A 25862-nucleotide genomic window follows, 5' to 3' on the forward strand; every position below is an offset into this window, starting at 1 on the left:
ACGAGACCATGCTGTTTTTGCTCTCCCCCGCCAAGTCGCTGGATTACGAACGCCCCCTGCCCGCAGACCTGCCCCATACCCTGCCGCCTTTCATTCCCCAGTCAGAGGAACTGATTGCCGTATTGCGCCAGCTGGCACCGCAGGACGTGGCTGCACTCATGTCCATCAGCGACAAGCTTGCCCAGCTCAATGTGGCCCGCTACGCTGCCTGGAGCCCTGAGTTCACGGCACAGAACGCCCGCCAGGCCCTGTTTGCCTTCAATGGCGATGTCTACGAAGGCCTGGATGCCTACAGCCTGCAGCACGATGACATTGCCTGGGCGCAGGACCATCTCCTCATGCTCAGCGGCCTGTACGGCGCGCTGCGCCCGCTGGACTGGATGCAGCCCTACCGCCTGGAAATGGGCACACGCCTTGGCACGGCGCACGGCAGCAATCTCTACCAGTTCTGGGGCACACGCATTGCCCAGCTGATCAACAAACGCCAGGCGCAGGAAACGCAGCCTGTAGTCATCAATCTGGCGTCGCAGGAATACTTCAAGTCCGTGGACCTCAAGCACCTCAAGGCCCGTGTGGTGGAGTGTGTGTTTGAAGACTACAAGGGCGGCAAGTACAAGATCATCAGCTTCCACGCCAAGCATGCGCGCGGACTGATGGCACGCTACGCCATCGAGCACCGCCTCACACAGCCCGAGCAGCTCATGGCCTTTGACAGCGCAGGCTATGCCTATGCCCCAGAAGTGTCGTCGCCCGACCGCCTGGTCTTCCGCCGCAACACAGCCTGACACCGCTTCCCTGCAGCGCCTGCTGCCAACCTTTGGCAATTCATAGCCAAATCAGCCTCCAGGGCTTATGCAGCAAGCGCTGGAAGCTATAAAAACAGTGAATTCACCATGCATACGCCAGAACAATCCCAGCTGGGCAAGACGTCCGCCTACGCTGACCAGTACGACCCCAGCCTGCTGTTTCCCCTGCCCCGCCAGCCCAAGCGCGATGAAATCGGCATTCAGGACAAGCTGCCATTTTTTGGTGCCGACCTGTGGACGGCCTTCGAGCTGTCCTGGCTCAACCAGCGTGGCAAACCCCAAGTGGCGCTAGCGCACTTCACCATTCCATGTGAGACACCCAACATCATTGAGAGCAAGTCGTTCAAGCTCTATCTGAACAGTTTCAACAACACACGCTTTGACAGTCTGGAAGCGGTGCAGGAGCGCCTGCGTGAAGACATCAACGAAGCGCTGTGGCGTGGGGCTCCCGCACGTCTGTCGTCTGCCAGCGTGCGCGTGATGGCGCCCGAGCACTTTGAGACCCAGCGTGTGCAGGAGCTGGAGGGCTTGAGCCTGGACCGTCTGGATGTGGAGTGCACGGACTACAGCCCCCGCCCGGATCTGCTCAAGGCGGACCACGACAACCCACCCGTGACCGAAACGCTGGTGAGCCACCTGCTCAAGAGCAACTGCCTGGTCACCGGCCAGCCCGACTGGGGCAGCGTGCAGATCAGCTACACGGGCGCTGCCATCGACCAGGAAGGTCTGCTGCGCTATATCGTGAGCTTTCGCAACCACAACGAATTCCATGAGCAGTGCGTGGAGCGCATCTTCATGGACATCATGCGCCTGTGCAGACCGCTCAAGCTCAGCGTCTACGCACGCTACACACGCCGTGGTGGGCTGGACATCAACCCGCTGCGCACCAGCGCACCCATGGCCATCCCGCAAAACGTGCGTACCGCCCGCCAGTAAAGCGTTGGCAGCTATAAAAAAAGGAAGCTCAAAGCTTCCTTTTTTATGCAGTGGCCTGAACCGTATCAGGCTTCAAAAGTCGCTGGATCAAAGTCCAGCACATAGTTCTGAGGCCCCTTGGCGGCCACCTTGAGTGCGCCCACACGGTTACCCAGCGCAGCACACTTAGGCAAAGACCAGCCCTGCTCCAGACCATAGAGCAGCGCACCACGCCATGCATCGCCACAGCCTGTTGGATCTACCACTTCCTTGGCCTTCACAGGTGCCACCAGCGTCTTGCTGCCCTGCTCCCAGACTTCACAGCCCTGCTCACCCAGCGTCACCACCAGCCCCTTGACCTTCATGGACAGTGCAGCCAGATCCAGGCCGGTACGGTCGCACAGCATCTTGCCCTCGTAGTCGTTCACGGTGATCCAGGTGGCCTGCTCCACAAAAGCCAGCAGTTCTTCCCCATTGAACATGGGCAGGCCCTGGCCGGGGTCAAACACAAAAGGAATGCCTGCCGCCTTGAACTGCGCAGCGTGCTGGATCATGGCGTCGCGCCCGTCGGGCGAGACGATGCCGATGGCTGCACCTTCGCTGCCGTCGATGACGTTGACATGTGCTTCCGCCATGGCACCGGGGTGGAAGGCCGTGATCTGGTTGTTGTCCTTGTCGGTCATGATCATGGCCTGCGCGGTGTAGCTGTCGTCCAGCTGCTTCACAAAGCGCGTATCAATGTCCAGCGACTTCAGGCGTGCCAGATAGGCTGCGCCGTCCTCGCCCACGGTCGCCATGGGCAGCGGCTTGCCGCCCAGCAGCTTGAGGCTGTAGGCGATATTGCCAGCACAACCACCAAAATCGCGGCGCAGCGAAGGCACAAGAAAGGACACATTCAGAATGTGTAGCTGTTCGGGCAGGATCTGGTTGGCGAACTTGCCTTCAAAGCTCATGATGGTGTCAAACGCCAGAGAGCCACAAATCAGGGCGGACATAGATACTTTCTGTTTGCAAAAAATCAGGGGTAAAAAGCCATGACCCGGTAGCCGGAGACCGGCAGGTTCAGGCCTTGGGTTTGCAGCGGCAATGTGCCATTCCACTCGCTGCGCGCTGCCAGTTCCTCGGGGGCACCGATTTCCTGGGGCGTGAACACCTTGCGAACCAGTACCTGGTCCTGGGTGTCCGTCAATGTCAGTTCTACGGCGGGCGTGGCCACGGCCAGAGCACCCTGGTTCTGAATGCTCAGCCCCAGCTGGTAGCGGTGTGCCTGCGCCTCCTGGTGGAAAGACGAGCCTGTGAGCACCACCGATGCAATATCTCGTCGAGGTGCCAGTTCACAGCGCAGCAGCAGACACATGCTCTCAAAGGCTGGCCGCCACTGCGGCTTCCAGGCCACCAGCGTATTGCGCTCCTGCACGGCCACCTGCAGGGCCAGTGACAAGGGCAAAAAGATCAGCAACATACCCATGACAAAGCGCACAGCAGGCTTGTTCCACCATGCCTTGCGCTGCGCCTGCTTCACAAAGCTGGGGATGGGAGCATCACCTGCATCCAGCTCATCGCCTGTCTGCTGTGCCTCTGGCGCTTGTTGCTCCGCCTCTCTTGCCTCAACGACTGGCGTTTCGTCAGCGCTTTCAGACACTGCGCCCTGCTTCCCTGCCTGCCAGGCATCCGCCCAGTCCATGGCCTGTGCCTCTTCACCAGGCAGGGCTGCGCCCGAGAACACCTCCCGTTCGGACTGCACCACTGGCTGCGGCACTTCAGGTTCCAGCCTTGGTTCGCGTGGCTCCAGCGCAGCGTGCGGTGCACGGCCTGGCATGCGCTGCGCAATGGGAGCGTCCTGCACCGGTGCATCAAGCCAGATGTCATCCGCCGCATCCGGCGGCACAGGCAGTTCATAGCCCTGCGCGGCAGGTGCAGGTGCAGGTGCAGGTGCAGGTGCAGGTGCAGGTGCAGGTGCAGGTGCAGGTGCAGGCTCTGGCTCTGGCTCTGGCTCTACAGCCTGACGGAGCTTGGCATGTACCTCGCTCAACGAGGGATAGCTGGCCTCAGGCGCTGCGCTGGCTGGCATCTCTGCAGGCTGCTGCGCGGCTGGCGCCGCTTCCGTTGCTACCTTCCCCTGAGGTACAGGCGTGGCGGGCGGCACCACTTCCTGCAGTGCCTGCGTGGCATCAAACACTTCCTGGCAGCGGCCACAGCGCACCCATCCATCGGAGATGCGCAGCTGGTCGGCAACCACACGAAATCGGGTTCCGCAAGAAGGGCAGCAAGTAGTGAGGCTCATTGAGCGTCGATTGTAGAAGCTGGTAGGCACAGGCCGTTCACCTGCCCACAGGTGTGGGCACGTTCACGACACTGCGACTATGACTGCTTGTGGGCTGTCATCAGAATCCAGCCGTCTTCGCTGTCGGCCACTTCCAGCTGGATGTAAGGCGCATAGGCCTCTTTGAGTTCATCGGCCTGGCGCTCCAGAATGCCTGCCAGCACCAGATGGCCACCTTGCTGCACGTGGCTGACCAGCAAAGGCGCCAGCATCTTCAGCGGTGTTGCCAAGATATTGGCCAGCACGGTCTGGTATTCGCCCTTGGCCTTGTCGGGCAGACCGGCATTGAGCTGCACATGGTTGGCCAGTGCGTTGAATTCCGTCGATGTCACGGCATCTGGGTCGATGTCCACCGCGTCAATTTCCACCGCGCCGAACTTGGCCGCACCAATGGCCAGAATGCCCGAGCCACAGCCATAGTCCAGCGTACGGCCCAGCGCACCCTTGGGCTGGCGTGCAATCCAGCGCAGGCACATGCGGGTCGTGGGGTGAGTGCCCGTACCAAAGGCCAGACCGGGATCCAGACGGATGCTGACCTTGGCGGCTTCAGGCAGTTCATGCCAGGTAGGCACGATCCAGAATTCAGGCGTGATATCCACCGGCTGGAACTGCGACTGAGTCAGGCGCACCCAGTCCTGCTGCTCCACTTCGCGGATGCCCAGCACCTGGCAACCTTCAAAAAAGTCCTGCAGCACCAGCAGGGCCTGTGCCTGCTGTGCAGCAGCTTCATCAGGAAACAAGGCCACGATGCGGCTGCGGTTCCAGCCTTCCTTGGGCACAGGCATGCCGGGCTCACCAAACAAGGGCTGCTCGGACTCAGTGTGTGCGTCCATGTCTTCCACGGACACGCTCAGCGCATCCAGTGCATCGAGCGCATCGCTCACGTCTTCCACCCGCTCTTCGGGGCACATTAGGTTGAGCTCATGCATGAGGCTGTTCCTTGAAGCTAAAAAACGAAATGCTGGCCCTTGTTTCCAAGGGCCAGCATGGCTGGTCATGACCGACGCGAAATTAACGCTTTTTGCGATTTTCCAGCCAGTGTTCCAGATAGTGGATGTTGGTGCCACCTTCAGCGAAGGCAGCGTCAACCATCAAGTCCTGGTGCAGAGGCACATTGGTCTTGATGCCTTCGATCACCACTTCCGACAGGGCGGTACGCATACGGGCCAGAGCCTGCTCGCGGGTGTCGCCGTGCACGATCAGCTTGCCGATCATGGAGTCGTAGTTCGGTGGCACGAAGTAGTTGTTGTACACGTGGGAGTCCACACGCACGCCGGGGCCACCAGGCATGTGCCACATGGTCACACGGCCGGGCGAAGGCATGAAGTTGTAGGGATCTTCCGCGTTGATACGGCACTCGATGGCGTGGCCATGCAGACGGTTGTTGATCTCGCGCTGGGAGAAAGGCAGTTTCTCGCCCGCAGCCACCATGATCTGGGTCTTCACGATGTCCACGCCCGTGATCATTTCGGTCACAGGGTGCTCCACCTGCACGCGGGTATTCATCTCAATGAAGTAGAACTCCCCGTTTTCATAGAGGAACTCAAACGTACCCGCACCACGGTAGCCGATCTTCTTGCAGGCAGCCACGCAGCGCTCGCCCACCTTTTCCACCAGACGGCGTGGAATGCCAGGCGCAGGCGCCTCTTCAATCACCTTCTGGTGGCGACGCTGCATGGAGCAGTCACGCTCGCCCAGATACACGCCGTTCTTGTGCTGGTCACACAGCACCTGAATTTCGACGTGACGGGGGTTCTGGAGGAACTTCTCCATATACACCGCGGGATTGCCGAATGCGACGCCAGCTTCTGCCTTGGTCATCTGCACGGCGTTGATCAGTGCAGCCTCGGTGTGCACCACGCGCATGCCACGGCCACCGCCGCCGCCTGCGGCCTTGATGATCACAGGGTAGCCAATGGCCTTGGCAATGCGCTTGATCTGTGTCGGATCGTCAGGCAGTTCGCCGTCGGAACCGGGCACGCAGGGCACGCCAGCCTTGATCATGGCCTGCTTGGCCGACACCTTGTCACCCATGATGCGGATGGACTCGGCAGTAGGGCCAATGAACTTGAAGCCGCTTTGTTCCACACGCTCGGCAAAGTCTGCGTTTTCAGACAGGAAGCCGTAGCCGGGGTGGATGGCCTCTGCATCTGTGACTTCTGCCGCCGAGATGATGGCAGGCATGTTCAGATAGCTCAGAGGCGATGGTGCTGGGCCAATACATACGGCCTCATCGGCCAGCTTGACGTACTTGGCATCACGGTCTGCCTCGGAGTAGACCATCACGGCCTTGATGCCCATCTCGCGGCAAGCGCGCTGGATGCGCAGGGCGATTTCACCCCGATTGGCAACCAAAATTTTCTTAAACATGGAGGTCCTCGTTGTTCACCGCCCCATCTGGGGCGAATCGTTCACCTGTCCTGCCGGGGCAGGTCTGCCACCGGCATGGGCAGATATCACTCGATCACGAACAGCGGTTGGCCGTATTCCACAGCTTGGCCGTTTTCGGCCAGGATACGAGTCACGGTACCGGACTTGTCAGCCTCGATCTCGTTCAAGATCTTCATGGCTTCGATAATGCACAGCGTGTCGCCTTCCTTGACCTGGTCGCCCACTTCGATGAAGGGCTTGGCGCCAGGGCTGGAGGCACGGTAGAACGTACCCACCATGGGCGACTTCACCTGGTGGCCGGTCACAGCGGCAGGCGCAGGCAACTCTGCGGGAGCTGCTGCAGCAGCGGCAGGGGCAGCGGCGGCTTGCACGGGTGCGGGAGCAGCTTGCACAGGGGCGGCAACGAATTGCTGCACCACATTGCCACCGCTCTTGACGATGCGGACTTTGCCCTCTGCCTCGGTGATTTCCAGCTCCGATACATTCGATTCGGACACCAAGTCGATAAGGGTCTTGAGTTTACGCAGATCCATGGAAGCTCCAACGGCTAAAACTAAATGAGGCCGCGAATTTACCCCAATTTCGGCCTTCTGCGCGCATTCCCAAACATTTTTCAATAACTTCACCGAGGTTTTTTGATATGGCGCTGTACATCAGCCCCTGTTCTGCCTAGACCTGTGCGGCCCATTGCTGCAGATCCTGCGGTGAAAGTTCGCCGATTTTACGCTGTTGAAGCCGACCTTGCCCGTCAAATAGCAGACTGAAGGGAAGGCCTCCGTTGATATTGCCCAGGCTGCGCGTCAGCGTCACACCACCGGTGCCGGTCAGCGCTACGGGGAAAGACAAAGGCTGGCGCTGCAGCCAGCGCTGCACCGATGCAGCCTGGTCTACCGCCAGCCCCAGCATTTGCACGCCCTGGCTGCCACGCTGTGCCTGCTCCTGGGCAAAGCGGTCCAGCATGGGCAGCTCTCGCACGCAGGGCGGGCACCAGGTGGCCCAGAAATTCACCAGCAAAGGCCGTCCGCGCAGGCTTTGCAAGGCAAGCATCTGCCCATCGGGCTGCTGCAGCTGCAGTGCCCAGAAGGCATCGACCGCCTCGTCATTGCTGCGCATGTCACGCGTGGCCTGCCAGGCATAGATGCCACCACCCGCCACGGCAGCCAGCGCCACACCGCCCATCAGCCAATGGCGGCGCTGCATGCTTTTGTCTGCCTTCATTGCGCCTCCTCCTGCGCCAGCAGCTTGCGCAGCGCTTCAATATCACCACGCTGGGTGCGGCCCTGGCCGTCGGACTTGAGGGCACCCCGCAGATCGTCATAGTCATACACCATCAGATGCACGCCTACGGTTTCGCCCAGTGGCTTGCACAGGCTGCTGATGCTCAGCGCATCCACGGTCTCGCCGTTGAAGCCCGTGACCTGGGTCACGTCATACTGCACGTTATGGTTGATCAGCGCGATCTCGGCCGACTTGGAGTCATCACAGAACAGGCCAATATAGATATCTGACATGCGTGTGGCCGTACCGCGCCAGACAGCGCCCGCCAGATGGGGGCGAAATTCCTGCAGGCGCTCCATCCACACCAGCGCCAGTTCACGCAGCGCGCGCAGCTCCTGGGGCTGGGTGTCTGGGCAGAAGATGTCGATGTATTCGCGCACGGCGGCCTCCAGCGCATCGTTGTCCGGCAGCGGCGTGCGCGCAGGCAAACCTAGCTGCTTGACGGCACGGCGCTTGGCAGCGCCCCATTCCAGCCCCTCTTCCACCACCAAGCGGGCAGCGGTCTGGGCAATTTCCTGGGCGGCAGAAGTTGGATACATGGAGAAACCTCAGGGACGGACAAGCCGCCATTATGGGAAATACCAGCAAGCCTCCGAACCAGACGGACTCGTAGACCACCATATGCTCTTATAAAAAGAGCTGCTAGCGCACGCAAATACTTGATTTCAGATAGCTATAGTTCTGAAAACAAGGTATTTCAAGCACCAGCAGCTTCTTTTTTGAAAGCAACTTGGGACAAACGCTTGCAATCCGCCCTGTGCAGCCCCACAAAGCGCCTCAGGCGCCGACTTAGAATCCCTGACCATGCATATTCATATCTTGGGCATTTGCGGCACCTTCATGGGCGGTGTCGCCGCGCTGGCACGCGAAGCGGGTCATAAGGTCACCGGTTGTGACGCGGGGGTCTACCCTCCCATGAGCGACCAGCTGCAGGCCCTGGGCATTGAACTGATCGAAGGCTATGGCACGGAGCAGCTGACCCTCCAGCCCGACATGTTCGTCATTGGCAATGTGGTCAGCCGCGCACACCTGGCCGATGGCAGCCCCAAGTTCCCGTTGATGGAAGCCATCCTCGACCAGGGCCTGCCCTACACCAGCGGCCCCCAGTGGCTGAGCGAACATGTGCTGCAGGGCCGCCATGTGCTGGCCGTGGCTGGCACCCATGGCAAGACCACGACCACCTCCATGCTGGCATGGATTCTGGAATGCGCTCAGCTCACACCCGGTTTTCTGGTCGGCGGCGTGCCGCTGGACTTTGGCGTGTCTGCCCGTCTGGGCCAGAAAGCGCCAGAGCAGGAACGCTCACTGTTTGTGATCGAGGCCGATGAATATGACACGGCCTTCTTCGACAAACGCAGCAAGTTTGTGCACTACCGCCCCCGCACGGCGGTGCTGAACAATCTGGAGTTTGACCACGCTGACATCTTCCCGGACCTGGCCGCCATTGAGCGCCAGTTCCACCATCTGGTGCGCACCGTGCCTGCAACAGGTCGTGTGGTATTCAACGGGCTGGAAGAATCGCTGGCCCGCGTGCTGCACCAAGGCTGCTGGAGCGAGCAGCGCAGCTTTGGCGCTGCCGTGAGCGACTTCACTGCCCAGGGCGAGCACCATGCCTTTGACGTGCTGCAGCAAGGCAAAAAAGTGGGCCGCGTGGAGTGGGCCTTGAGTGGCGAGCACAACCAGCTCAATGCACTGGCTGCCATTGCAGCAGCCGAGCATGTGGGCGTAGCGCCTGCGGTGGCTGCGGAGGCCCTGAGCCGCTTCCAGAACGTCAAGCGCCGCATGGAACTGCGCGGCACCGTGGCCAATATCCACGTCTATGACGACTTTGCCCACCACCCCACAGCCATTCGCACTACGCTGGACGGTCTGCGCCAGCGCGTGGGCCAGAGCCAGCGCATCCTGGCCGTGTTCGAGCCTCGCAGCAACACCATGAAGCTGGGCACCATGAAGGCGCAGCTGCCCTGGTCGCTCAAGGAAGCCGATCTGGCCTTCTGCCACACCGCAGGTCTGGACTGGAATGCTGCCGAAGCCCTGGAGGCGCTGGGTGATGCGGCCTGGACGGCCGACTCGGTCGATACCGTGGTGCAGCAGGTCATGGCCCAGGTACGCCCGGGCGACCACATCGTCTGCATGAGCAATGGTGGCTTTGGCGGCATCCACGGCAAGCTGCTGGCCGCACTGCAGGCACATTTCGGCACACGCTGAGGCTCAACAGGCAACAAAAAAGCCGACTGAAATTTCAGTCGGCTTTTTTGCGGGTGAAGCAAAGCGTCAGTAGCTCACGGTCATGGCTGGCACATCCACCTTGATCAGCGGGCGGGCCAGCACCGCATGTGCCGCACGCGCATAGGCATGGAACCAGGTTTCGTCTGAAAGACGGCCCACGCCAGCTTCCCGCGCCACGACCAGCACCTTGTCTGCCAGCAAGACTTTGCCACTGGGACGCAGGGGCTCGCCATCGAGTGAGGTGAACTGCTCATCAAGCCAGCGGCGGGCCTCTTCATTGCCCATGGGGGCAAGCTTGTCCACATTGGCACGAAACTCCTGTTCGGCGCTCCATTTCACAATGACTTCACTGATCATTTCTGGCCTTTCTGGTGACTGGCAACCTGGTGCAATGATGGCTACAGCTTAGCGACAGCCCACCGCAAAGTTAAGCGTGTTTGTACCTGAAATGCCACAAAACACAGTGAAAAAATAAGAGCTAGCAACGCTGTACTGACAAGCCCTGGAGGCAAAAGTCAGCCCAAAGACATTTGCTAGCCCCAGCGGGCTGAGTCGCCCGCTTGCACCACCGCTTAAGCCACCATCTGAGGTGCTGCTGCATCCACCAGCGTGCGGCGTGTCTGCACGGCCTGCGACAGCTGCTCCAGCACATCCAGTGTGTCGTTCCAGCCGATGCAGGCATCGGTGATGCTCTGGCCATATTGCAGCTTGCACACATCGTCCTGGCCTGGCGTGAACTTCTGTGCACCGGCCACTAGATGGCTTTCCAGCATCACACCAAAGATCTGCTGCGAACCACCGGCAATCTGCTGGGCGATGTCGGCTGCCACATCCTTCTGGCGCTCGTGCTGCTTGAGGCTGTTAGCATGGCTGCAGTCCACCATCAGGCTGGGGTACAGGCCGGCCTTCTCCAGATCGGCACAGGCAGTGGCAACGCTGGCAGCGTCGTAGTTCGGTGTCTTGCCGCCGCGCAAAATGACGTGGCAGTCCTGATTGCCCTTGGTATGCACAATGGCCACCTGACCGTTCTTGTGCACGGACAGGAAGTGGTGCCCCTTGCTGGCGGACTGGATGGCATCCGTAGCAATGCGGATATTGCCGTCCGTGCCGTTCTTGAAACCGATGGGAGCCGAAATGCCAGAGGCCAGCTCGCGGTGCACCTGGCTTTCGGTGGTGCGGGCACCAATGGCCCCCCAGCTGATCAGGTCACCAATGTACTGGGGCGAGATCACGTCCAGGAACTCGCTGGCCGCTGGCACGCCCAGGCGGTTGATGTCGATGAGCAGCTGGCGCGCAATGCGCAGGCCCTCGTCAATGCGGTAGCTGCCGTCCAGGTAGGGGTCGTTGATCAGCCCCTTCCAGCCCACGGTGGTGCGAGGCTTTTCGAAGTACACGCGCATCACCACTTCCAGCGTGTCCTTGTACTGCTCACGCACATCGGCCAGGCGGCGGGCATAGTCCAGGGCAGCAGCTGGGTCATGGATAGAGCAAGGGCCCACGATCACCAGCAGACGGTCGTCACCACGGCCATGCATGATGTTGCCGATGGTGCGGCGCGTATCACTGATCAGGCGCTCGGAAGGGGTGTTCTGGATGGGAAAGAAACGAATAAGGTGTTCGGGTGGAGGCAGCACGGTAATTTCCTGGATGCGTTCGTCATCGGTTTGTCCTGTTTTCTGGTTGACCGAGCTGCGATACCAAGCTTCGCCATATTCATGTGCTGTCATATCTGCCTCTGTAAAAAGTGATGAGGTATAAAAAAACCGCCGGGCTTTTCAGCTTCGGCGGTTCTTTGAAGAGGGTTTGTTCGTGTGCGCGAGCTATTGCCTCTCATCCGCCTGGGACCGAGAACCAAAAGTAGAAATAGAAAGCGCTACGAACTTGCATAGCGGCTGACTTTAACACCGGAATGCCTGCCTCGCAATGCAAGTCAGCCACCTTAAAAACAAGAAAACTTCAAATCCAGCATAAAAAAAAGCTGATTCAACGCAATAAATCAGCCTTTTTTGATTTTCAGGCAAAAAACCTGCAAATCTTTAGCAATTACGCAGTACCACCGACGGTCAAGCCATCGATGCGCATGGTGGGCTGCCCCACGCCCACAGGCACGCTCTGGCCTTCCTTGCCACAGGTACCCACGCCGCTGTCCAGGCGCATGTCGTTGCCAATCAGGCTAACTTTCTTCATGCATTCAGGGCCATTGCCCACCAGGGTCGCGCCCTTGACGGGGTACTGGATCTTGCCGTTTTCCACCCAGTAGGCCTGGCTGGCAGAGAACACAAACTTGCCGCTGGTAATGTCCACCTGACCGCCGCCGAAGTTGGTCGCGTACAGGCCCTTCTTGATGGAGGCCACGATTTCCTGTGGATACTTGTCACCGCCGAGCATATAGGTGTTGGTCATGCGGGGCATGGGCAGATGGGCATAGCTTTCACGGCGGCCGTTGCCCGTAGGCTTGACACCCATCAGACGGGCATTGAGCGCGTCCTGCATATAGCCCTTCAGGATGCCGTCCTCAATCAGCACATTGGCCTGTGTGGGGCAGCCTTCGTCGTCCACATTAAGCGAGCCACGGCGGTCTGCCAGCGTGCCATCGTCCAGAATGGTGACGCCCTTGGCGGCCACGCGCTCGCCAATACGACCGCTGAAAGCGCTGGAGCCCTTGCGGTTGAAGTCACCTTCCAGACCGTGACCCACGGCTTCGTGCAGCAGCACACCGGGCCAGCCGGGGCCAAGCACCACGGTCATCTCGCCCGCAGGGGCTGGGCGCGAGTCCAGATTCACCAGTGCCTGCTCCACCGCTTCATTGACATAGGTGGTGATCTGCTCATCGCTGAAGTAAGCCAGACCAAAACGGCCACCACCGCCGGACGAACCCACTTCACGGCGGCCATTTTGCTCCGCGATCACGGTGACCGACAGACGCACCAGCGGGCGCACGTCCGCAGCCAGTGTGCCGTCGGCACGCGCGACCATGACCACGTCGTATTCGCTGGCCAGCCCTGCCATCACCTGCACGATGCGAGGGTCCTTGGCGCGTGCCAGCTTTTCCACCTTGCCGAGCAGCTCCACCTTTTCGGTGCTGTTCATGCTGGCAATGGGGTCCACGCCGGGGTAGAGGCTGCGCGAAGGCGCAATCGTGGACTTGGGAATCTTGACCTTGCGCTGCTGCTGGCTGCCAGAGATGGCGCGCACGGCGCGGGCAGCGTCGAGCAGCGAAGCTTCGGAGATATCGTCGGAATACGCGAAAGCGGTTTTTTCACCGCTGACCGCGCGCACACCCACGCCCTGGTCGATGGAGAACGAACCTGTCTTGACAATGCCTTCTTCCAGACTCCAGCCCTCAGCGCGGGTGTACTGGAAATACAGGTCGGCATCATCAACCTGGTGTGCACGGATTTCGGCCAGCGCACGGGACAGATGGGATTCATCCAGGCCAAAAGGCTCTAGCAGCAGTTGCCGGGCCGTGGCCAGGCGCTCGATGGTGGGTTCACGAGAGATCATGGCAAGCATTTTAGGCAAGCCGCCATGACCTCACCACGCACCGGCTTGAGTCAGGCCGCTTTTCAGGCTGTGGTGCTCTGGTCGTCCAGCTCGGCATCGGCTGCATTTTTCATCACGGAAGCAATGCCGTTGTCGCGCGCGGCCGTGGATGTGTACATCTCGCTTTGACCAATCACCTGTCCATTGGAAGCCTTGAGGGTGAAATACGGAGAGCCATCCTTGGCGCTGAGCTTGTCAAAACGCGTTTCCTGCACGCCGTTCTTGCGCACTGACTCTATGCCGTTGAGGGCACTGGCCTTGGCTTCATACAGCTCACTGCTGAGAATGGACTGGCCATTGGTGGCATGCAGATTGAAAAAGAATTTGTCGTTTTTCGACTTCTTGAGCACGTACTTGGCCGCCATGGCTGGATCCCCTTCTGGTTGGTTGCACGGCCTCTCACCATGAGAGACCCTGCCTGGGGTTATAGCCACTGCCCCGAAGTCCTGCCAGCCCGGTACTGTGCGAATGACCAAGTTTTACAAAGTGTGCTTGGGCTCTGCCATGGCCAGCCGCTGGTAGCGCGCGATGGACATCAGCACGCCCAGTGCCAGGCCCAGTGTGACCATGGCTGTGCCGCCATAGCTGATAAAGGGCAGAGGCACGCCCACCACAGGCAGGATGCCGCTGACCATACCCATGTTCACAAAGGCGTAGGTGAAGAAAATCATGGCCACGGCCCCGGCCATCAGACGGCCAAACAGGGACTGCGCCTTGGCGGCAATGGCCAGGCCGCGCCAGACCAGCAGCAAAAAGCCCAGAATCAGCATCAGATTGCCCAGCAGGCCGAACTCTTCGGAATACGCGGCAAAAATGAAGTCGGTGGTGCGTTCGGGAATGAACTCCAGGTGGGTCTGCGTGCCCGCCATAAAGCCCTTGCCCCAGATGCCGCCAGAGCCAATGGCAATCATGCCCTGAATGATGTGAAAGCCCTTGCCCAGCGGATCGCGCATGGGGTCGAGCAAGGTACACACCCGGGTGCGCTGGTAGTCGTGCAGAAAGTACCAGCTCATGCCGTCCTGACACAGCCAGGGCTCGTTCCAGATCAGCCAGGTAATGCCAACCGCTGCCAGCACCGCCGGCGGCACGACCAGCTTCCAGGGCAGACCTGCAAAAAAGATCACCGCCAGACCCGCTGCCAGCACCAGCAGCGAAGTACCCAGGTCGGGCTGCTTGAGGATGAGCGCCACAGGCAGCGCCAGCAGGGCAAAGGCAATCACAAAGTCCAGGGCATGCAGCACGCTTTCGCGCCGATGGAACCACCAGGCCAGCATCAGCGGGGCCGCAATCTTCATGATTTCCGAAGGCTGAATCACCACGCCCACATTCACCCAGCGTGTCGCGCCTTTTTTGGTGATGCCAAACAGCAGCACGGCCAGCAGCAGCAGCACGCCGACGGTGTACAGCGGCACCGCCACCATCATCAGCCGCTGCGGGGGAATCTGCGCCACCACAAACAGGATGCCTGCGGCCAGCAGCATGTTGCGCGCGTGATCGACAAAGCGCGTGCCATGGTCGTATCCTGCGGAATACATGGCCAGCAGCCCTATGCCCGCCAGCCACGCGATGCACAGCAGCAAAAGCGGATCAAAGCCGCGGAACATCGGCAAGATACGTTGAAGAATATGGGGCTTATCGAATTCAGCGGACATAGCGTGCGATTATCAGCGCAGTGTCTGTGCCTGCGCCAAGCCACTTTTGTCTCCCCCTTCATTTTGTGAGGACCACCGCCACCATGCCCACCACCCATTTGCTGTACCTGCACGGATTTCGCTCCTCGCCCCAGTCAAACAAGGCGCGCACCATGGCGCAGTACGTACAGCAGCACCACCCCGAGGTGACATGGCTGTGCCCGCAGCTGCCGCCCTCGCCCAAGGAAGCCATGGACATGGTGATGGAAGCCGTCAAGGACTGGCCCAGCGAGACCATGGCCGTGATTGGCTCCTCGCTGGGCGGCTACTACGCCACCTGGGTCGCGCACCACAAGCACTGCAAGCTGGTGGTGCTCAACCCGTCCGTCTACCCGGACCGCACGCTCGAGCGCTACATTGGCGCGCAGACCAGCTGGCACAACCCGGAAGAGTCCTTCTTCTTCAAGCCCGAATACATCCAGGAGCTGCGCGACATGGCACTGCACACGCAGGCCGCGCCGGGCGAGCAGCTGGGCATTTTTGCCAAGGGCGATGAAGTGCTGGACTGGCGCGAAATGGTGGCGCGCTACCCGCAGGCCAAGCAGATCATTCTGGAAGGGGGCGATCACGCCATCAGCGAATTTGACAGCCAGATGTCGCACGTGCTGGACTTTCTGGATCTGGCCTGAATCAAAAACATGAGCTGCCAGCGCTTGATAGACAATGGTTTTACATATAAAACATATGGAAACCAATGCATAACCAGCGCTGGCAGCTCCTTTTTCAAAAGCACACATTCCACACTGCATTTTTCGAGGCGTGCAGCGCTCGGGGGAAATCTGCAGCGTGGGACAATCACCGCCCTATGCACGCATTGTTTGAAGATGCCGGTAAGTTTTTGGCCGGCCGTATCCTGTCTGAGGCCGATGCCTCCTCCCAAGTCGAGCTGGCCTCTGGCAAGCGCGTCAAGGTCAAGGCCGCCCACATCCTGCTCAAGTTTGAAAAGCCCGAGCCTGCCGTCCTGATGGCCGAAGCCGAGGCCATTGCCTCCACCATCGAGCTGGACCTGGCCTGGGAATTTGCCCCCGAAGAAGAATTTGGCTTTGCCGATCTGGCGCGCGACTACTTCTCGGACAGCGCCCCCAACACCCAGCAGATCGGCATGCTGTTTGCGCTGTATGGCGCACCCCACTATTTCCGCCGCGCTGGCAAGGGCCGTTTCCGCAAAGCGCCCGCTGAAATCCTGCAGCAGGCACTGGCCGCCATTGAAAAGAAAAAGCAGATCCAGGCACAGATTGATGGCTGGGCCCAGGAACTGGCCGCTGGCACTTGCCCCCAGCCTATTCGCGAGCAGCTGTACAAGATTCTGTTCAAGCCCGACAAGAACGCGCCCGAGTACAAGGCCGTAGTCGAAGCCAGCCGCAGCGCACAAAAAGCACCACTGGAGCTGCTGCAGGCCGCAGGTGCCATCGACTCGGCCTACCAGTTCCACTGGAAGCGCTTCCTGTTCGAGAACTTCCCCAAGGGCACACGCTTCCCCGAACTGACAGCCCCCCAGCCGCCCGAAGACCTGCCGGTGGCGAATGTGCAGGCCTACTCCATCGACGACTCCATGACCACGGAAATCGACGATGCACTGTCCGTGCAGGGCCTGGGCACCGGCACCGTGACGCTGGGCATTCACATTGCCGCGCCCGGTCTGGCGATTGAACCTGGCTCGGATCTGGACAAGCTGGGGCGCAACCGCCTGTCCACGGTCTACATGCCCGGCTACAAGATCACCATGCTGCCCGACGAAGTCGTGCAGATCTACACACTGGACGAAGGCCGCGCCAACCCCGCTGTGTCGCTGTATGTGACCTATGACGAGGCAACGCTGGAAGTCAAGGACAAAGTCACCAAGCTCGAGCGCGTGCCTGTGGTGGTGAACTTCCGCCACGACAAGCTGGACCACATCGTGACCGAAGAATGGCTGGCCGACCCCACGCTGGAAGTGGAAGGCACGCCGGCCAATCTGGCCGAGCGCCGCCAGGAGCTGATGTTCCTGCACCGCCTGGCCAAGCACCTGAAGAAGGGCCGCGAGGAAGTGCGCGGCAAGCCAGAGAACTTCTCGCGCCCCGACTACACCTTCCGCCTGGAAGGCAATGGCGACGAAGAACCCAATGGCAGCGAAACCGTCAGCATCTCCGTGCGCAAGCGTGGTGCTCCGCTGGACCTGATCGTGGCCGAGGCCGCCATCGTGGCCAACAGCACCTGGGGTGGCTGGCTGGCCGAGCTGGGCGTGCCCGGCATCTACCGCAGCCAGGCCAGCATGGCCCCGGGCGTGAAAGTGCGCATGTCGACCAAGGCACTGCCCCACGCAGGCATTGGCGTCAAGAGCTACTCCTGGGCCACTTCGCCGCTGCGCCGCTATGTGGACCTGGTCAACCAGTGGCAGATCATTGCCTGCGCACGCCATGGCGCCACCGCCGCGCTGGCTGCTCCCTTCAAGCCCAAGGATGCCGAGCTGTTCGGCATCATCAGCAGCTTTGACGGCGCCTACAGCGCCTACAACGGTTACCAGCAGAGCATGGAACGCTTCTGGACGCTGAAGTACGTGGAGCAGAACGGCATCACCGAGCTGGACTGCGCCGTCATCAAGGACAACGGCCCCAACGGCATTCTGGTGCGTGCAGACACGCTGCCGCTGGTCATCAGCATCATCGGTGCGCAAGACCTGCCCCGTGGTGCCCGCGTGCGTGTGAAGCTGGGCGCGATTGACGAAATCACGCTGGATATTCACGGCACCGTGATCGAACGGCTGGACGATCCGCTGGACTCCAGCGATGATGCACCCCTTGATGACGCTGCCGAGGATGAAGACGATGTGGCTGCAGGCCCCATTGCCATCGCGGTGGACGTCAATGAAGCCGACAGCACCAGCGCCGATAATCCTGCACCGTGAAGCTCTTTTCCGCGTTCCGCTCCATGTCTACCCTCAGCATTGCGCTGGGGGTGTCCGTTGCCATCCATGCCGCCTTGCTGACCGTGCGCTTTGTCGCGCCCGAGCAGTTCAACCGTGTCTTTCAGGACACGCCGCTGGAGGTCATCCTGGTCAATGCGCACACGCAGGAGCGACCGGAAAAAGCCCAGGCCATTGCCCAGGCGGCACTGGCCGGTGGCGGTGATGCGGCCCAGGGTCGCGCCACCAGCCCGCTGCCCTACTCGGCACTGACTGCCATTGGCGACGATTTCGAAGAGCGCCAGAAAAAACTGGATGCACTGCAGGAGCAGCAGACCGTGCTGCTGACCCAGCTGCGCAAACAGCTGGCTGCCCTGCCGGAGTTTGACCCACGCGAAGTGTCGCGCCAGCAGGACCAGGAGCAGCAGGAGCAAAAGCGCAAGCAGCTCGTCAAGCTGCTGGCCGAAATTGAAAAGCGCATCAACGAAGAAAACGCACGCCCCAAGAAACGCTACATCAGCCCTGCCACGCGCGAGGAGGTGTATGCCGTCTACTACGACGCACTGCGCCGCAAGGTAGAAGACAAGGGCACGGAGAACTTTCCCGAGCACCAGGGCAGAAAGCTCTATGGCGAGCTGGTCATGGTGCTGACCGTGAACCATGATGGTCATGTGCTGGACACCGAAATCGTGCAAGGTTCCGGCAATCCACAGCTGGATCAGCGCGCCCAGGCCATTGCACGGGCAGCCAGTCCTTTCGGCCACTTTGGCCCCGCCATGCGTGCCAAGGCCGACCAGATTGCCGTGGTGTCACGCTTTAAGTTCACCCGCGACCAGACCCTGGAAACCAATGTGCGTTAACGCCTGAGGCCCTCTTCGCCATGCAAACCACGCTCGACATGTACTGCGTCATGGGCAACCCCGTGGCCCACAGCCGCTCTCCCTGGATCCACGCACGCTTTGCGCAGCTGACACAGCAGGCACTGGACTACCGCCGCCGCCTGGTGCCGCTGCAGGGCTTTGCCGAAGATCTGCAGCAGCTCATTGCCGAAGGCGGCAAGGGCTGCAATGTGACCGTCCCCTTCAAGCTGGAAGCCGCGCAGGCCGCGCACTCGCAAAGCCCGCGCGTAGCACTGGCTGGTGCGGCCAACACCCTGGTCATTGACGGCGATGGCCGCATCCATGCTGACAACACCGATGGCCTGGGCTTGGTGGCCGACATCACCCGCAATGCGGGCGTTGCCATCACCGGCAAGGATGTGCTCTTGATTGGCGCTGGCGGCGCTGCTGCTGGCGTGCTCGGCCCCCTGCTGGAGCAGCAGCCCCGCAGCATCACCATCTGCAACCGTACCTTTGCCAAGGCGCAGACGCTGGTAGAGCAGCATGCACCACTGGCTGCCCAACAAAAAGTAGAGCTGCTAGCGCAGGAACTGCAAGCCCTGGAGGGCGATTTCGACATCGTCATCAACGCCACGGCAGCCAGCCTGCAAGGCGCTGGTATTCCCGTGACGGCGCGCGTGCTGCGGCCCGGCTGCCTGGCCTACGACATGATGTATGGCGCAGCCGCTACCCCCTTTCTGGCATGGGCGCAGGCACATGGTGCAACAGGCCGTGATGGTCTGGGCATGCTGGTAGAGCAGGCGGCCGAATCCTTTGCCCTGTGGCGCGGTGTGCGTCCTCCCTCTCAGCAAGTACTGGAAGAACTGCGCGAAGTCATCGCGCAAGAAACCAAGGCATGCACGCGCTGACCCGCTGGCTGCTGCTGGTGCTTGCCGCCTTCCTGGCGCTGCAGCTGTTCTTTGTGCTGCGCATTGCGCTGGCCGCATGGTGGGACCCGCAATCCACCGCCTTTCAGCGCTCGGAAGCCTGGCGCATCTGGCACCAGAGCGCGCAGCAGCGTCCCTGGAAACAGCAATGGGTGGATTACGAGCACATCTCCAGCCACCTCAAACGCGCCGTGCTGACGGCCGAGGACGACGGTTTTGTGGAGCACACCGGCGTGCAATGGGAGGCGATTGAAAAAGCCTGGGAACGCAACCAGAAGGCACTTGCTCAGGCCCAGACCAGCGCCAAGCCTGCCAAGATTTACGGAGGCTCAACCATCACCCAGCAGCTGGCCAAGAACCTGCTGCTCTCGGGTGAGCGCAGCTTTTTGCGCAAGGGACAGGAGCTGGTGCTGACCCATCTGCTGGAGCTGTTTCTGAGCAAGCAGCGCATTCTGGAGATTTACCTGAACAACGTGGAATGGGGCCAGGGCATTTTTGGTGCCGAAGCTGCTGCCCAGCACTACTTCCGCAAAAGCGCCTCCAAGCTCACCCCTTATGAGGCGGCTCGCCTGGCCGTGATGCTGCCCCGCCCCCGCTACTACGAGCAGCACCCTGGCTCACGCTATCTGCAGTCACGCAGCAGTGCCATCCAGCGCCGCATGGGTGCTACGCCTTTGCCCTGAGTGGTACATGCGTATGATGGGCAGCAAGAGGCTCAGACTTTCTGATTACAAGGAAAATCAGCCTCTAAGGATTACCAGATAAGCGCTAGCAGCTATCAAAATATTTCTCATGCGAATTCTTGGCATTGACCCCGGCCTGCAAACCACCGGCTTTGGCGTGATTGAGCGCGAAGGCCAACATCTGCGTTATGTGGCCAGCGGCACCATACGCACCACGCGCACCGAAGGGGTAGAGCTGGGCAATCTGCCTGCGCGCCTGAAGATTCTGTACGAGGGCATCAGCGAGATAGTAGAGCGCTACCAGCCTGAGGTGGCCGCTATCGAAATTGTGTTTGTCAACGTCAATCCCCAGTCCACGCTGCTGCTGGGGCAAGCGCGTGGTGCGGCACTGACCGCCCTGGTCACCAACGACCTGCTCGTGGCCGAATACACAGCGCTGCAGATGAAAAAAGCCATCACCGGCCATGGACGCGCTGCCAAGTCCCAGATTCAGGAAATGGTTAAACGCATGCTGCAGCTGCCCGGCCTGCCCGGCACCGACGCAGCTGACGCACTGGGACTGGCTATCACCCACGCCCATGCAGGCGCCATGCTGGACAAGCTGGGGCAGGAATCTGACCTGCGCCGCAGGCAGCACGCCATGCTCAAAGCTGGGCGCGCATACTGAGTCTGTCCGGGGCAAACGCCCGCGCAGTGCTGGCGTGGTGCGGGTGCAGTGCTATCAGTCTTGCGGCGTCAGCGGCACGTACAAGGCACCGCCGTTGCGCTGAAACTCCACTGCCTTCTGCTGCATGCCCTGCTGGGCAAACTCACGCACCTCCTGCGTGATCTTCATGGAGCAGAACTTGGGCCCGCACATGCTGCAAAAGTGCGCCACCTTGGCGCTGTCCTTGGGCAGGGTTTCGTCATGGAAGGCACGTGCCGTGTCGGGGTCCAGCCCCAGGTTGAACTGGTCTTGCCAGCGGAAGTCAAAGCGCGCCTGGCTCAGCGCATCATCGCGTGCGCGCGCACCGGGGTGGCCCTTGGCCACATCGGCCGCGTGGGCCGCAATCTTGTAGGCGATGATGCCCTGCTTGACGTCCTCGCGGTCCGGCAGGCCCAGGTGCTCCTTGGGCGTGACATAGCACAGCATGGCCGTGCCAAACCAGCCGATCATGGCCGCGCCAATGGCGCTGGCAATGTGGTCATAGCCGGGGGCAATGTCGATGGTCAGCGGGCCCAGGGTGTAGAACGGCGCCTCGTGGCAGTGCTTGAGCTGCTCGGTCATGTTCGCCTGGATCATGTGCAGGGGCACGTGACCGGGGCCTTCGATCATGGTCTGCACATCGTGCTTCCAGGCCACTTGGGTCAGCTCACCCAGCGTGCGCAATTCGGCAAACTGGGCCTCATCGTTAGCATCCGAGGCACAGCCGGGGCGCAGACCGTCCCCCAGGCTGAAGGACACGTCGTACTGCTTCATGATGTCGCAGATGTCTTCGAAGTGCTCGTACAGGAAGCTTTCACGGTGGTGGGCCATACACCACTTGGCCATGATGGAGCCGCCACGCGAGACGATGCCGGTGCGGCGCTGGGCCGTCAGGTGGATATAGGCCAGCCGCACGCCGGCGTGAATGGTGAAGTAGTCCACACCCTGCTCGGCCTGTTCAATCAGCGTGTCGCGGAAGATCTCCCAAGTCAGATCCTCGGCAATGCCGCCGACCTTCTCCAGCGCCTGGTAGATGGGCACGGTGCCAATCGGCACGGGGCTGTTGCGCACGATCCAGTCGCGCGTGGTGTGGATGGCCTTGCCGGTGGACAGATCCATCACGCTGTCCGCGCCCCAGCGGATGGCCCAGACCAGCTTTTCAACCTCTTCCTCGATGCTGGATGTGACGGCCGAGTTGCCAATGTTGGCATTGATCTTCACCTTGAAGTTGCGCCCAATCGCCATGGGCTCCACCTCGGGGTGGTTGATGTTGGCCGGGATGATGGCGCGCCCGCGTGCCACTTCGTCGCGCACGAACTCGGGGGTGATGATCTTGGGAATGCTGGCCCCCATAGGGTTGCCTGCCAGACGCTGCTCACGCACCGCATCCTGCTGGTACTGCGCCATCCACTCGCGGCGGCCATTTTCGCGCAGGGCCACGTATTCCATCTCGGGGGTGATGATGCCGCGCTTGGCATAGTGCATCTGCGTGACATTGCCCCCCGCTTTGGCACGCAGGGGCTGGCGCTGCAGAGCACTGGCCTCCTGGCGCAGTTGTGCCAGGCGCTCGCCCTCTTCGCCTTTCTGGCCGTCATCCAGCGCCTGGCGCACACGCCCGGCATAACTTTCGGTGTCGTTGCGCTGGGCAATCCATGCCCCGCGCACGCTGGCCAGCCCCTGGCGCACATCAATCGTGGCGGCCGGGTCGGTATACGGGCCTGACGTGTCATACACGCTGACCACTTCACCGTTTGTCAGCGCAATATCACGTACCGGCACACGCAGATCAGATCGGCTGCCGGTCAGGTAACTTTTGCTGGAGGCGGGGAAGGCTTCGCGCGTACGGGCGAGCAACTGGGCAAACTTGTCGGGGGCATTCATGGCGGGCACTCCTGTCGGTATGGGATGAAATGCTCCGCAATCGGCCTCACGCAGAGCCACGCGCACGACCACCCACAACGGTGCACGCGCACGTATCCCTACATTTCAGCTGCAGCTCTTCTTTCGCTGGTACTAACCAGATCAAGTTCGCGGTTCCGGCGGTCAGGTCCGCCATCTCAGCACGCCATTACGTGCACCCCGGAGCAGGCGTGAGTATAGGCGGCAATCCCGGGTAGCACCCAGCAAAAAGGCTCGGGGTTACCGAGCCTTTACTGTCCACCATTGGTAGCTACGCCTGGATGCGCGTCCCGCTTACCACAGCACTGACTTGCTGCGTAATCAGGCAGCGCGCGGCCAGTTCAGTATGAAAAAGCACGCCAGCCCAAGCAGTTGCTGCACAGAGCGCTATCTTTTCACCAAGCCAGTGCCGTCTGTGCAAAGCCAGCGGGGGCTTTGCGTTCGTTGTCAAACGTCACTATTTCCCAGTTCTCGGCATCTGCCAGCACGGCACGGATCAGCTGATTGTTCATGCCGTGACCGGAACGGAAGGCTCTGTAAGCCCCCAGAATCGGATGACCAATCACGTACAGGTCACCGATGGCATCCAGAATCTTGTGTTTCACAAACTCGTCGTCATAGCGCAGACCGTCACTGTTGAGCACCTTGTAGTCATCCATGACGATGGCATTGTCCAGGCCGCCACCCAGCGCCAGTCCATTGGTGCGCAACATTTCCACATCCTTGGTGAAACCAAAGGTGCGGGCACGCGCAATGTCGCGCATGTAGTTACCCTCGCCCATGTCGAATTCGAACGACTGCCCGGTGGAGTCCACGGCGGGGTGCGAGAAGTCGATATCAAACTTGAGCTTGAAGCCGTGGTAGGGCTCAAAACGTGCCCACTTGAGCTGTTTGCCCTCGCCTTCGCGCACTTCAACCGGGCGCTTGATGCGGATGAACTTCTTGGGGGCCTTCTGCAGCTCAATGCCTGCACTTTGCAGCAGGAAGACAAAGGACGAAGAGGAACCATCCAGAATGGGCACTTCTTCAGCCGTAATGTCGACGTAGAGGTTGTCAATGCCCAGACCGCACAAGGCTGACATCAGATGCTCGATGGTGTGTACCTTGGCATTGCCCACGCCAATGGTGGAGGCCATGCGTGTATCCACGATGGCATGGGCGGTGATGGGCATATCGACAGGCTCAGGCAAGTCCACCCGACGGAACACAATGCCCGTATCAGGCTGAGCGGGGCGCAGCGTCATTTCGACCCGCTGGCCACTGTGCAGCCCCATGCCGACGGCACGGGTGATAGTTTTGATGGTACGTTGCTGGAGCATGGATTGATTTTACCGGCTGCCTGCTGTTTTCAAGGGATGAAAGGGTTTGGATATATCTATAACGGCGATTGGCTGCGCACGTTGACCCAGCAGATGCCTCAACCTGTGATACATAAAAAAAAACCGAGCCATGCGGGCTCGGTTCTTGGGGTCCATGCGGGACGCGAATCAGTCGGCTTGCTTGCGCAGGAATGCAGGAATTTCCAGATCATCCATGCCACCCGAAGCCAGTGCGTCCACACGTGCTGCAGCCTGTGTACGGTTGGTACGCCAGACGCTGGGCACGCTCACATCGCCATAGCTACCACCTGCCGTGGTGCTTGCTGCACCCATGGTCGTTGCGGCACCCATGGTTGCACCACCCATGGCAGCAACAGGTGCGCCACCGTAGGCAAAGTCACCGTCAGTACCGGTACGCAGACCACCTTGGACCACCGACATGGTCTGGCGACGTGCTGCAGGACGCGACAGACCGGTTGCAACCACGGTCACGCGGATATCGTCGCCCAGCGAGTCATCATAGGCAGCGCCGTAGATCACGTGTGCCTCTGGCGAAGCGTAGGCGTTGATGGTGGACATGGCCAGGCGGGACTCTGCCAGCTTCAGGCTACCGCGTGCAGCAGTCACCAGCACCAGCACACCCTTGGCGCCGGACAGGTCAATGCCTTCCAGCAGCGGGCAGGCCACCGCCTGTTCAGCCGCCAGACGTGCGCGGTCAGGACCGGAGGCGCGGGCTGTCCCCATCATGGCCTTGCCTGGCTCACCCATCACGGTGCGTACGTCTTCAAAGTCGACGTTCACATGGCCGTATTCGTTGATGATTTCAGCAATACCGCCCACGGCGTTCTTGAGCACGTCGTTGGCATGTGCGAAAGCTTCTTCCTGGGTGATGTCATCGCCCAGCACTTCCAGCAGCTTCTCGTTGAGCACCACGATCAGCGAGTCCACATTGGCTTCCAGCTCGGTCAGACCGCTGTCTGCATTGGACATGCGACGGCCACCTTCCCACTCGAAAGGCTTGGTCACCACGCCCACGGTCAGAATGCCCATATCCTTAGCTACGCGAGCAATCACAGGTGCAGCGCCAGTCCCCGTACCGCCGCCCATGCCGGCAGTGATGAACAGCATGTGGGCACCTTCGATGGCTGCGCGAATATCGTCCACTGCAGCTTCCGCAGCTTCACGGCCCTTGTCAGGCTTGCTGCCAGCACCCAGACCACTGTGCCCCAGCTGAATCGTGCGATGTGCGTTGCTGCGAATCAGCGCCTGCGCATCGGTGTTCGCGCTGATGAACTCAACGCCCTGCACATTGCTGGCAATCATGTGCTCGACAGCGTTACCGCCGCCGCCGCCGACACCGATCACCTTGATCTGCGTACCCTGATTGAATGTTTCGGCTTCGATCATGTCGATGGTCATGTTGGTGCTCCTGGAAATTTTTGAAATGGACTCGC

The 25862-nt window shown here is 60.7% G+C and carries 24 protein-coding genes and 1 riboswitch; of the genes, 9 read left to right on the forward strand and 15 right to left on the reverse strand.

Annotation, left to right across the window (positions count from 1 at the left end):
• Positions 1-8 precede the first annotated feature (8 nt).
• Together yaaA and queF are read left to right on the forward strand one after the other, a co-directional pair.
• Positions 9-785: a peroxide stress protein YaaA gene (gene yaaA, locus B5M06_RS02220; protein WP_054067467.1), complete on the forward strand. Its 777-nt coding sequence runs from the start codon at positions 9-11 to the stop codon at positions 783-785.
• Between the two features lie 108 nt (positions 786-893).
• On the forward strand, positions 894-1742 hold the full coding sequence (queF, locus tag B5M06_RS02225; RefSeq protein WP_054067468.1) for an NADPH-dependent 7-cyano-7-deazaguanine reductase QueF: 849 nt from the start codon (positions 894-896) through the stop codon (positions 1740-1742).
• A 65-nt stretch (positions 1743-1807) separates the two neighbouring features.
• Here the strand turns inward: queF and B5M06_RS02230 are convergent, their stop codons facing one another.
• The 7 genes from B5M06_RS02230 to B5M06_RS02260 form a co-directional block, all read right to left on the reverse strand.
• Positions 1808-2716, reverse strand: a complete 909-nt coding sequence (locus tag B5M06_RS02230) for a carbohydrate kinase family protein (RefSeq protein ID WP_054067469.1) — start codon at positions 2714-2716, stop codon at positions 1808-1810.
• 23 nt (positions 2717-2739) lie between these two features.
• Positions 2740-3960, reverse strand: coding sequence for a zinc-ribbon and DUF3426 domain-containing protein (locus B5M06_RS02235; RefSeq protein WP_054067470.1), 1221 nt, complete (start codon positions 3958-3960; stop codon positions 2740-2742).
• Between the two features lie 122 nt (positions 3961-4082).
• Positions 4083-4973 carry a 50S ribosomal protein L11 methyltransferase gene (gene prmA / locus B5M06_RS02240; RefSeq protein ID WP_054067471.1) on the reverse strand — a complete coding sequence of 297 codons (891 nt, stop codon included), beginning with the start codon at positions 4971-4973 and terminating at the stop codon, positions 4083-4085.
• 82 nt (positions 4974-5055) lie between these two features.
• Positions 5056-6414, reverse strand: a complete 1359-nt coding sequence (gene accC / locus B5M06_RS02245) for an acetyl-CoA carboxylase biotin carboxylase subunit (protein ID WP_054067472.1) — start codon at positions 6412-6414, stop codon at positions 5056-5058.
• Between the two features lie 86 nt (positions 6415-6500).
• Entirely contained in the window at positions 6501-6968 is a 468-nt protein-coding gene (accB, locus tag B5M06_RS02250) for an acetyl-CoA carboxylase biotin carboxyl carrier protein (RefSeq protein ID WP_054067473.1), read from the reverse strand.
• Between the two features lie 136 nt (positions 6969-7104).
• Entirely contained in the window at positions 7105-7653 is a 549-nt protein-coding gene (locus B5M06_RS02255; RefSeq protein WP_054067474.1) for a TlpA family protein disulfide reductase, read from the reverse strand.
• The gene (locus B5M06_RS02260) at positions 7650-8252 is read right to left on the reverse strand and encodes a hypothetical protein (RefSeq protein ID WP_054067475.1); all 603 of its coding nucleotides are present in this window, start codon (positions 8250-8252) and stop codon (positions 7650-7652) included. The genes B5M06_RS02255 and B5M06_RS02260 overlap by 4 nt, the downstream gene beginning before the upstream one ends.
• A 265-nt stretch (positions 8253-8517) precedes the next feature.
• Between B5M06_RS02260 and mpl the strand changes: the two genes are divergently transcribed.
• Positions 8518-9921 (forward strand): UDP-N-acetylmuramate:L-alanyl-gamma-D-glutamyl-meso-diaminopimelate ligase, encoded by a 1404-nt coding sequence (gene mpl / locus B5M06_RS02265; protein ID WP_054067476.1) that lies wholly within the window; start codon positions 8518-8520, stop codon positions 9919-9921.
• Positions 9922-9987: 66 nt separating this feature from the next.
• On the opposite strand, the gene B5M06_RS02270 is transcribed toward mpl, so the two are convergent.
• From B5M06_RS02270 to rodA, 5 genes are all read right to left on the reverse strand, one after another.
• Positions 9988-10299 carry a hypothetical protein gene (locus tag B5M06_RS02270; protein WP_054067477.1) on the reverse strand — a complete coding sequence of 104 codons (312 nt, stop codon included), beginning with the start codon at positions 10297-10299 and terminating at the stop codon, positions 9988-9990.
• A 215-nt stretch (positions 10300-10514) separates the two neighbouring features.
• Positions 10515-11669 (reverse strand): 3-deoxy-7-phosphoheptulonate synthase, encoded by a 1155-nt coding sequence (locus tag B5M06_RS02275; protein WP_054067478.1) that lies wholly within the window; start codon positions 11667-11669, stop codon positions 10515-10517.
• A 316-nt stretch (positions 11670-11985) separates the two neighbouring features.
• Complete coding sequence (gene tldD / locus B5M06_RS02280) at positions 11986-13446, reverse strand: metalloprotease TldD (protein WP_054067558.1); 1461 nt, start codon at positions 13444-13446, stop codon at positions 11986-11988.
• A 62-nt stretch (positions 13447-13508) separates the two neighbouring features.
• Positions 13509-13850: a YegP family protein gene (locus tag B5M06_RS02285; RefSeq protein ID WP_054067479.1), complete on the reverse strand. Its 342-nt coding sequence runs from the start codon at positions 13848-13850 to the stop codon at positions 13509-13511.
• 114 nt (positions 13851-13964) lie between these two features.
• Positions 13965-15137 (reverse strand): rod shape-determining protein RodA, encoded by a 1173-nt coding sequence (gene rodA / locus B5M06_RS02290; RefSeq protein ID WP_054067480.1) that lies wholly within the window; start codon positions 15135-15137, stop codon positions 13965-13967.
• An 83-nt stretch (positions 15138-15220) separates the two neighbouring features.
• On the opposite strand from rodA, the gene B5M06_RS02295 reads away from it, so the two are divergent.
• The 6 genes from B5M06_RS02295 to ruvC all read left to right on the forward strand — a co-directional run bounded on the left by B5M06_RS02295 (position 15221) and on the right by ruvC (position 21172).
• Complete coding sequence (locus tag B5M06_RS02295; protein ID WP_054067481.1) at positions 15221-15805, forward strand: YqiA/YcfP family alpha/beta fold hydrolase; 585 nt, start codon at positions 15221-15223, stop codon at positions 15803-15805.
• Positions 15806-15981: 176 nt separating this feature from the next.
• Positions 15982-18060, forward strand: a complete 2079-nt coding sequence (locus B5M06_RS02300; protein ID WP_054067482.1) for a ribonuclease catalytic domain-containing protein — start codon at positions 15982-15984, stop codon at positions 18058-18060.
• A gap of 23 nt (positions 18061-18083) precedes the next feature.
• Positions 18084-18917: an energy transducer TonB gene (locus tag B5M06_RS02305; protein WP_417034232.1), complete on the forward strand. Its 834-nt coding sequence runs from the start codon at positions 18084-18086 to the stop codon at positions 18915-18917.
• Positions 18918-18937: 20 nt separating this feature from the next.
• Positions 18938-19804 carry a shikimate dehydrogenase gene (gene aroE, locus B5M06_RS02310; protein ID WP_054067484.1) on the forward strand — a complete coding sequence of 289 codons (867 nt, stop codon included), beginning with the start codon at positions 18938-18940 and terminating at the stop codon, positions 19802-19804.
• Entirely contained in the window at positions 19792-20505 is a 714-nt protein-coding gene (gene mtgA, locus B5M06_RS02315) for a monofunctional biosynthetic peptidoglycan transglycosylase (protein ID WP_054067485.1), read from the forward strand. Before aroE ends, mtgA begins: the two co-directional genes overlap by 13 nt.
• 109 nt (positions 20506-20614) lie before the next feature.
• Positions 20615-21172, forward strand: a complete 558-nt coding sequence (gene ruvC, locus B5M06_RS02320) for a crossover junction endodeoxyribonuclease RuvC (RefSeq protein ID WP_054067486.1) — start codon at positions 20615-20617, stop codon at positions 21170-21172.
• A 54-nt stretch (positions 21173-21226) separates the two neighbouring features.
• On the opposite strand, the gene thiC is transcribed toward ruvC, so the two are convergent.
• The 3 genes from thiC to ftsZ all read right to left on the reverse strand — a co-directional run bounded on the left by thiC (position 21227) and on the right by ftsZ (position 25827).
• Complete coding sequence (gene thiC, locus B5M06_RS02325) at positions 21227-23071, reverse strand: phosphomethylpyrimidine synthase ThiC (protein ID WP_054067487.1); 1845 nt, start codon at positions 23069-23071, stop codon at positions 21227-21229.
• 101 nt (positions 23072-23172) lie between these two features.
• Positions 23173-23282, reverse strand: a riboswitch (TPP riboswitch).
• A 202-nt stretch (positions 23283-23484) separates the two neighbouring features.
• A complete protein-coding gene (gene lpxC / locus B5M06_RS02330) occupies positions 23485-24408 on the reverse strand; it encodes a UDP-3-O-acyl-N-acetylglucosamine deacetylase (RefSeq protein ID WP_054067488.1) in 924 nt (307 codons plus the stop codon).
• A 168-nt stretch (positions 24409-24576) separates the two neighbouring features.
• Positions 24577-25827, reverse strand: a complete 1251-nt coding sequence (gene ftsZ / locus B5M06_RS02335; RefSeq protein WP_054067489.1) for a cell division protein FtsZ — start codon at positions 25825-25827, stop codon at positions 24577-24579.
• Positions 25828-25862: the final 35 nt, after the last annotated feature.

This window comes from Comamonas kerstersii (assembly GCF_002056725.1).
Lineage (GTDB): Bacteria > Pseudomonadota > Gammaproteobacteria > Burkholderiales > Burkholderiaceae_C > Comamonas > Comamonas kerstersii.

Excerpts from the sequence above, each read along its gene's own strand:
- yaaA (WP_054067467.1), top strand. The coding sequence starts at position 9 with ATGCTGTTTTTGCTCTCCCCCGCCAAGTCGCTGGATTACGAACGCCCC.
- queF (WP_054067468.1), top strand. The coding sequence starts at position 894 with ATGCATACGCCAGAACAATCCCAGCTGGGCAAGACGTCCGCCTACGCT.
- B5M06_RS02230 (WP_054067469.1), bottom strand. The coding sequence starts at position 2,716 with ATGTCCGCCCTGATTTGTGGCTCTCTGGCGTTTGACACCATCATGAGC.
- prmA (WP_054067471.1), bottom strand. The coding sequence starts at position 4,973 with ATGCATGAGCTCAACCTAATGTGCCCCGAAGAGCGGGTGGAAGACGTG.
- accC (WP_054067472.1), bottom strand. The coding sequence starts at position 6,414 with ATGTTTAAGAAAATTTTGGTTGCCAATCGGGGTGAAATCGCCCTGCGC.
- accB (WP_054067473.1), bottom strand. The coding sequence starts at position 6,968 with ATGGATCTGCGTAAACTCAAGACCCTTATCGACTTGGTGTCCGAATCG.
- B5M06_RS02255 (WP_054067474.1), bottom strand. The coding sequence starts at position 7,653 with ATGAAGGCAGACAAAAGCATGCAGCGCCGCCATTGGCTGATGGGCGGT.
- B5M06_RS02260 (WP_054067475.1), bottom strand. The coding sequence starts at position 8,252 with ATGTATCCAACTTCTGCCGCCCAGGAAATTGCCCAGACCGCTGCCCGC.
- mpl (WP_054067476.1), top strand. The coding sequence starts at position 8,518 with ATGCATATTCATATCTTGGGCATTTGCGGCACCTTCATGGGCGGTGTC.
- B5M06_RS02270 (WP_054067477.1), bottom strand. The coding sequence starts at position 10,299 with ATGATCAGTGAAGTCATTGTGAAATGGAGCGCCGAACAGGAGTTTCGT.
- B5M06_RS02275 (WP_054067478.1), bottom strand. The coding sequence starts at position 11,669 with ATGACAGCACATGAATATGGCGAAGCTTGGTATCGCAGCTCGGTCAAC.
- tldD (WP_054067558.1), bottom strand. The coding sequence starts at position 13,446 with ATGATCTCTCGTGAACCCACCATCGAGCGCCTGGCCACGGCCCGGCAA.
- B5M06_RS02285 (WP_054067479.1), bottom strand. The coding sequence starts at position 13,850 with ATGGCGGCCAAGTACGTGCTCAAGAAGTCGAAAAACGACAAATTCTTT.
- rodA (WP_054067480.1), bottom strand. The coding sequence starts at position 15,137 with ATGTCCGCTGAATTCGATAAGCCCCATATTCTTCAACGTATCTTGCCG.
- B5M06_RS02295 (WP_054067481.1), top strand. The coding sequence starts at position 15,221 with ATGCCCACCACCCATTTGCTGTACCTGCACGGATTTCGCTCCTCGCCC.
- B5M06_RS02300 (WP_054067482.1), top strand. The coding sequence starts at position 15,982 with ATGCACGCATTGTTTGAAGATGCCGGTAAGTTTTTGGCCGGCCGTATC.
- B5M06_RS02305 (WP_417034232.1), top strand. The coding sequence starts at position 18,084 with ATGTCTACCCTCAGCATTGCGCTGGGGGTGTCCGTTGCCATCCATGCC.
- aroE (WP_054067484.1), top strand. The coding sequence starts at position 18,938 with ATGCAAACCACGCTCGACATGTACTGCGTCATGGGCAACCCCGTGGCC.
- mtgA (WP_054067485.1), top strand. The coding sequence starts at position 19,792 with ATGCACGCGCTGACCCGCTGGCTGCTGCTGGTGCTTGCCGCCTTCCTG.
- ruvC (WP_054067486.1), top strand. The coding sequence starts at position 20,615 with ATGCGAATTCTTGGCATTGACCCCGGCCTGCAAACCACCGGCTTTGGC.
- thiC (WP_054067487.1), bottom strand. The coding sequence starts at position 23,071 with ATGAATGCCCCCGACAAGTTTGCCCAGTTGCTCGCCCGTACGCGCGAA.
- lpxC (WP_054067488.1), bottom strand. The coding sequence starts at position 24,408 with ATGCTCCAGCAACGTACCATCAAAACTATCACCCGTGCCGTCGGCATG.
- ftsZ (WP_054067489.1), bottom strand. The coding sequence starts at position 25,827 with ATGACCATCGACATGATCGAAGCCGAAACATTCAATCAGGGTACGCAG.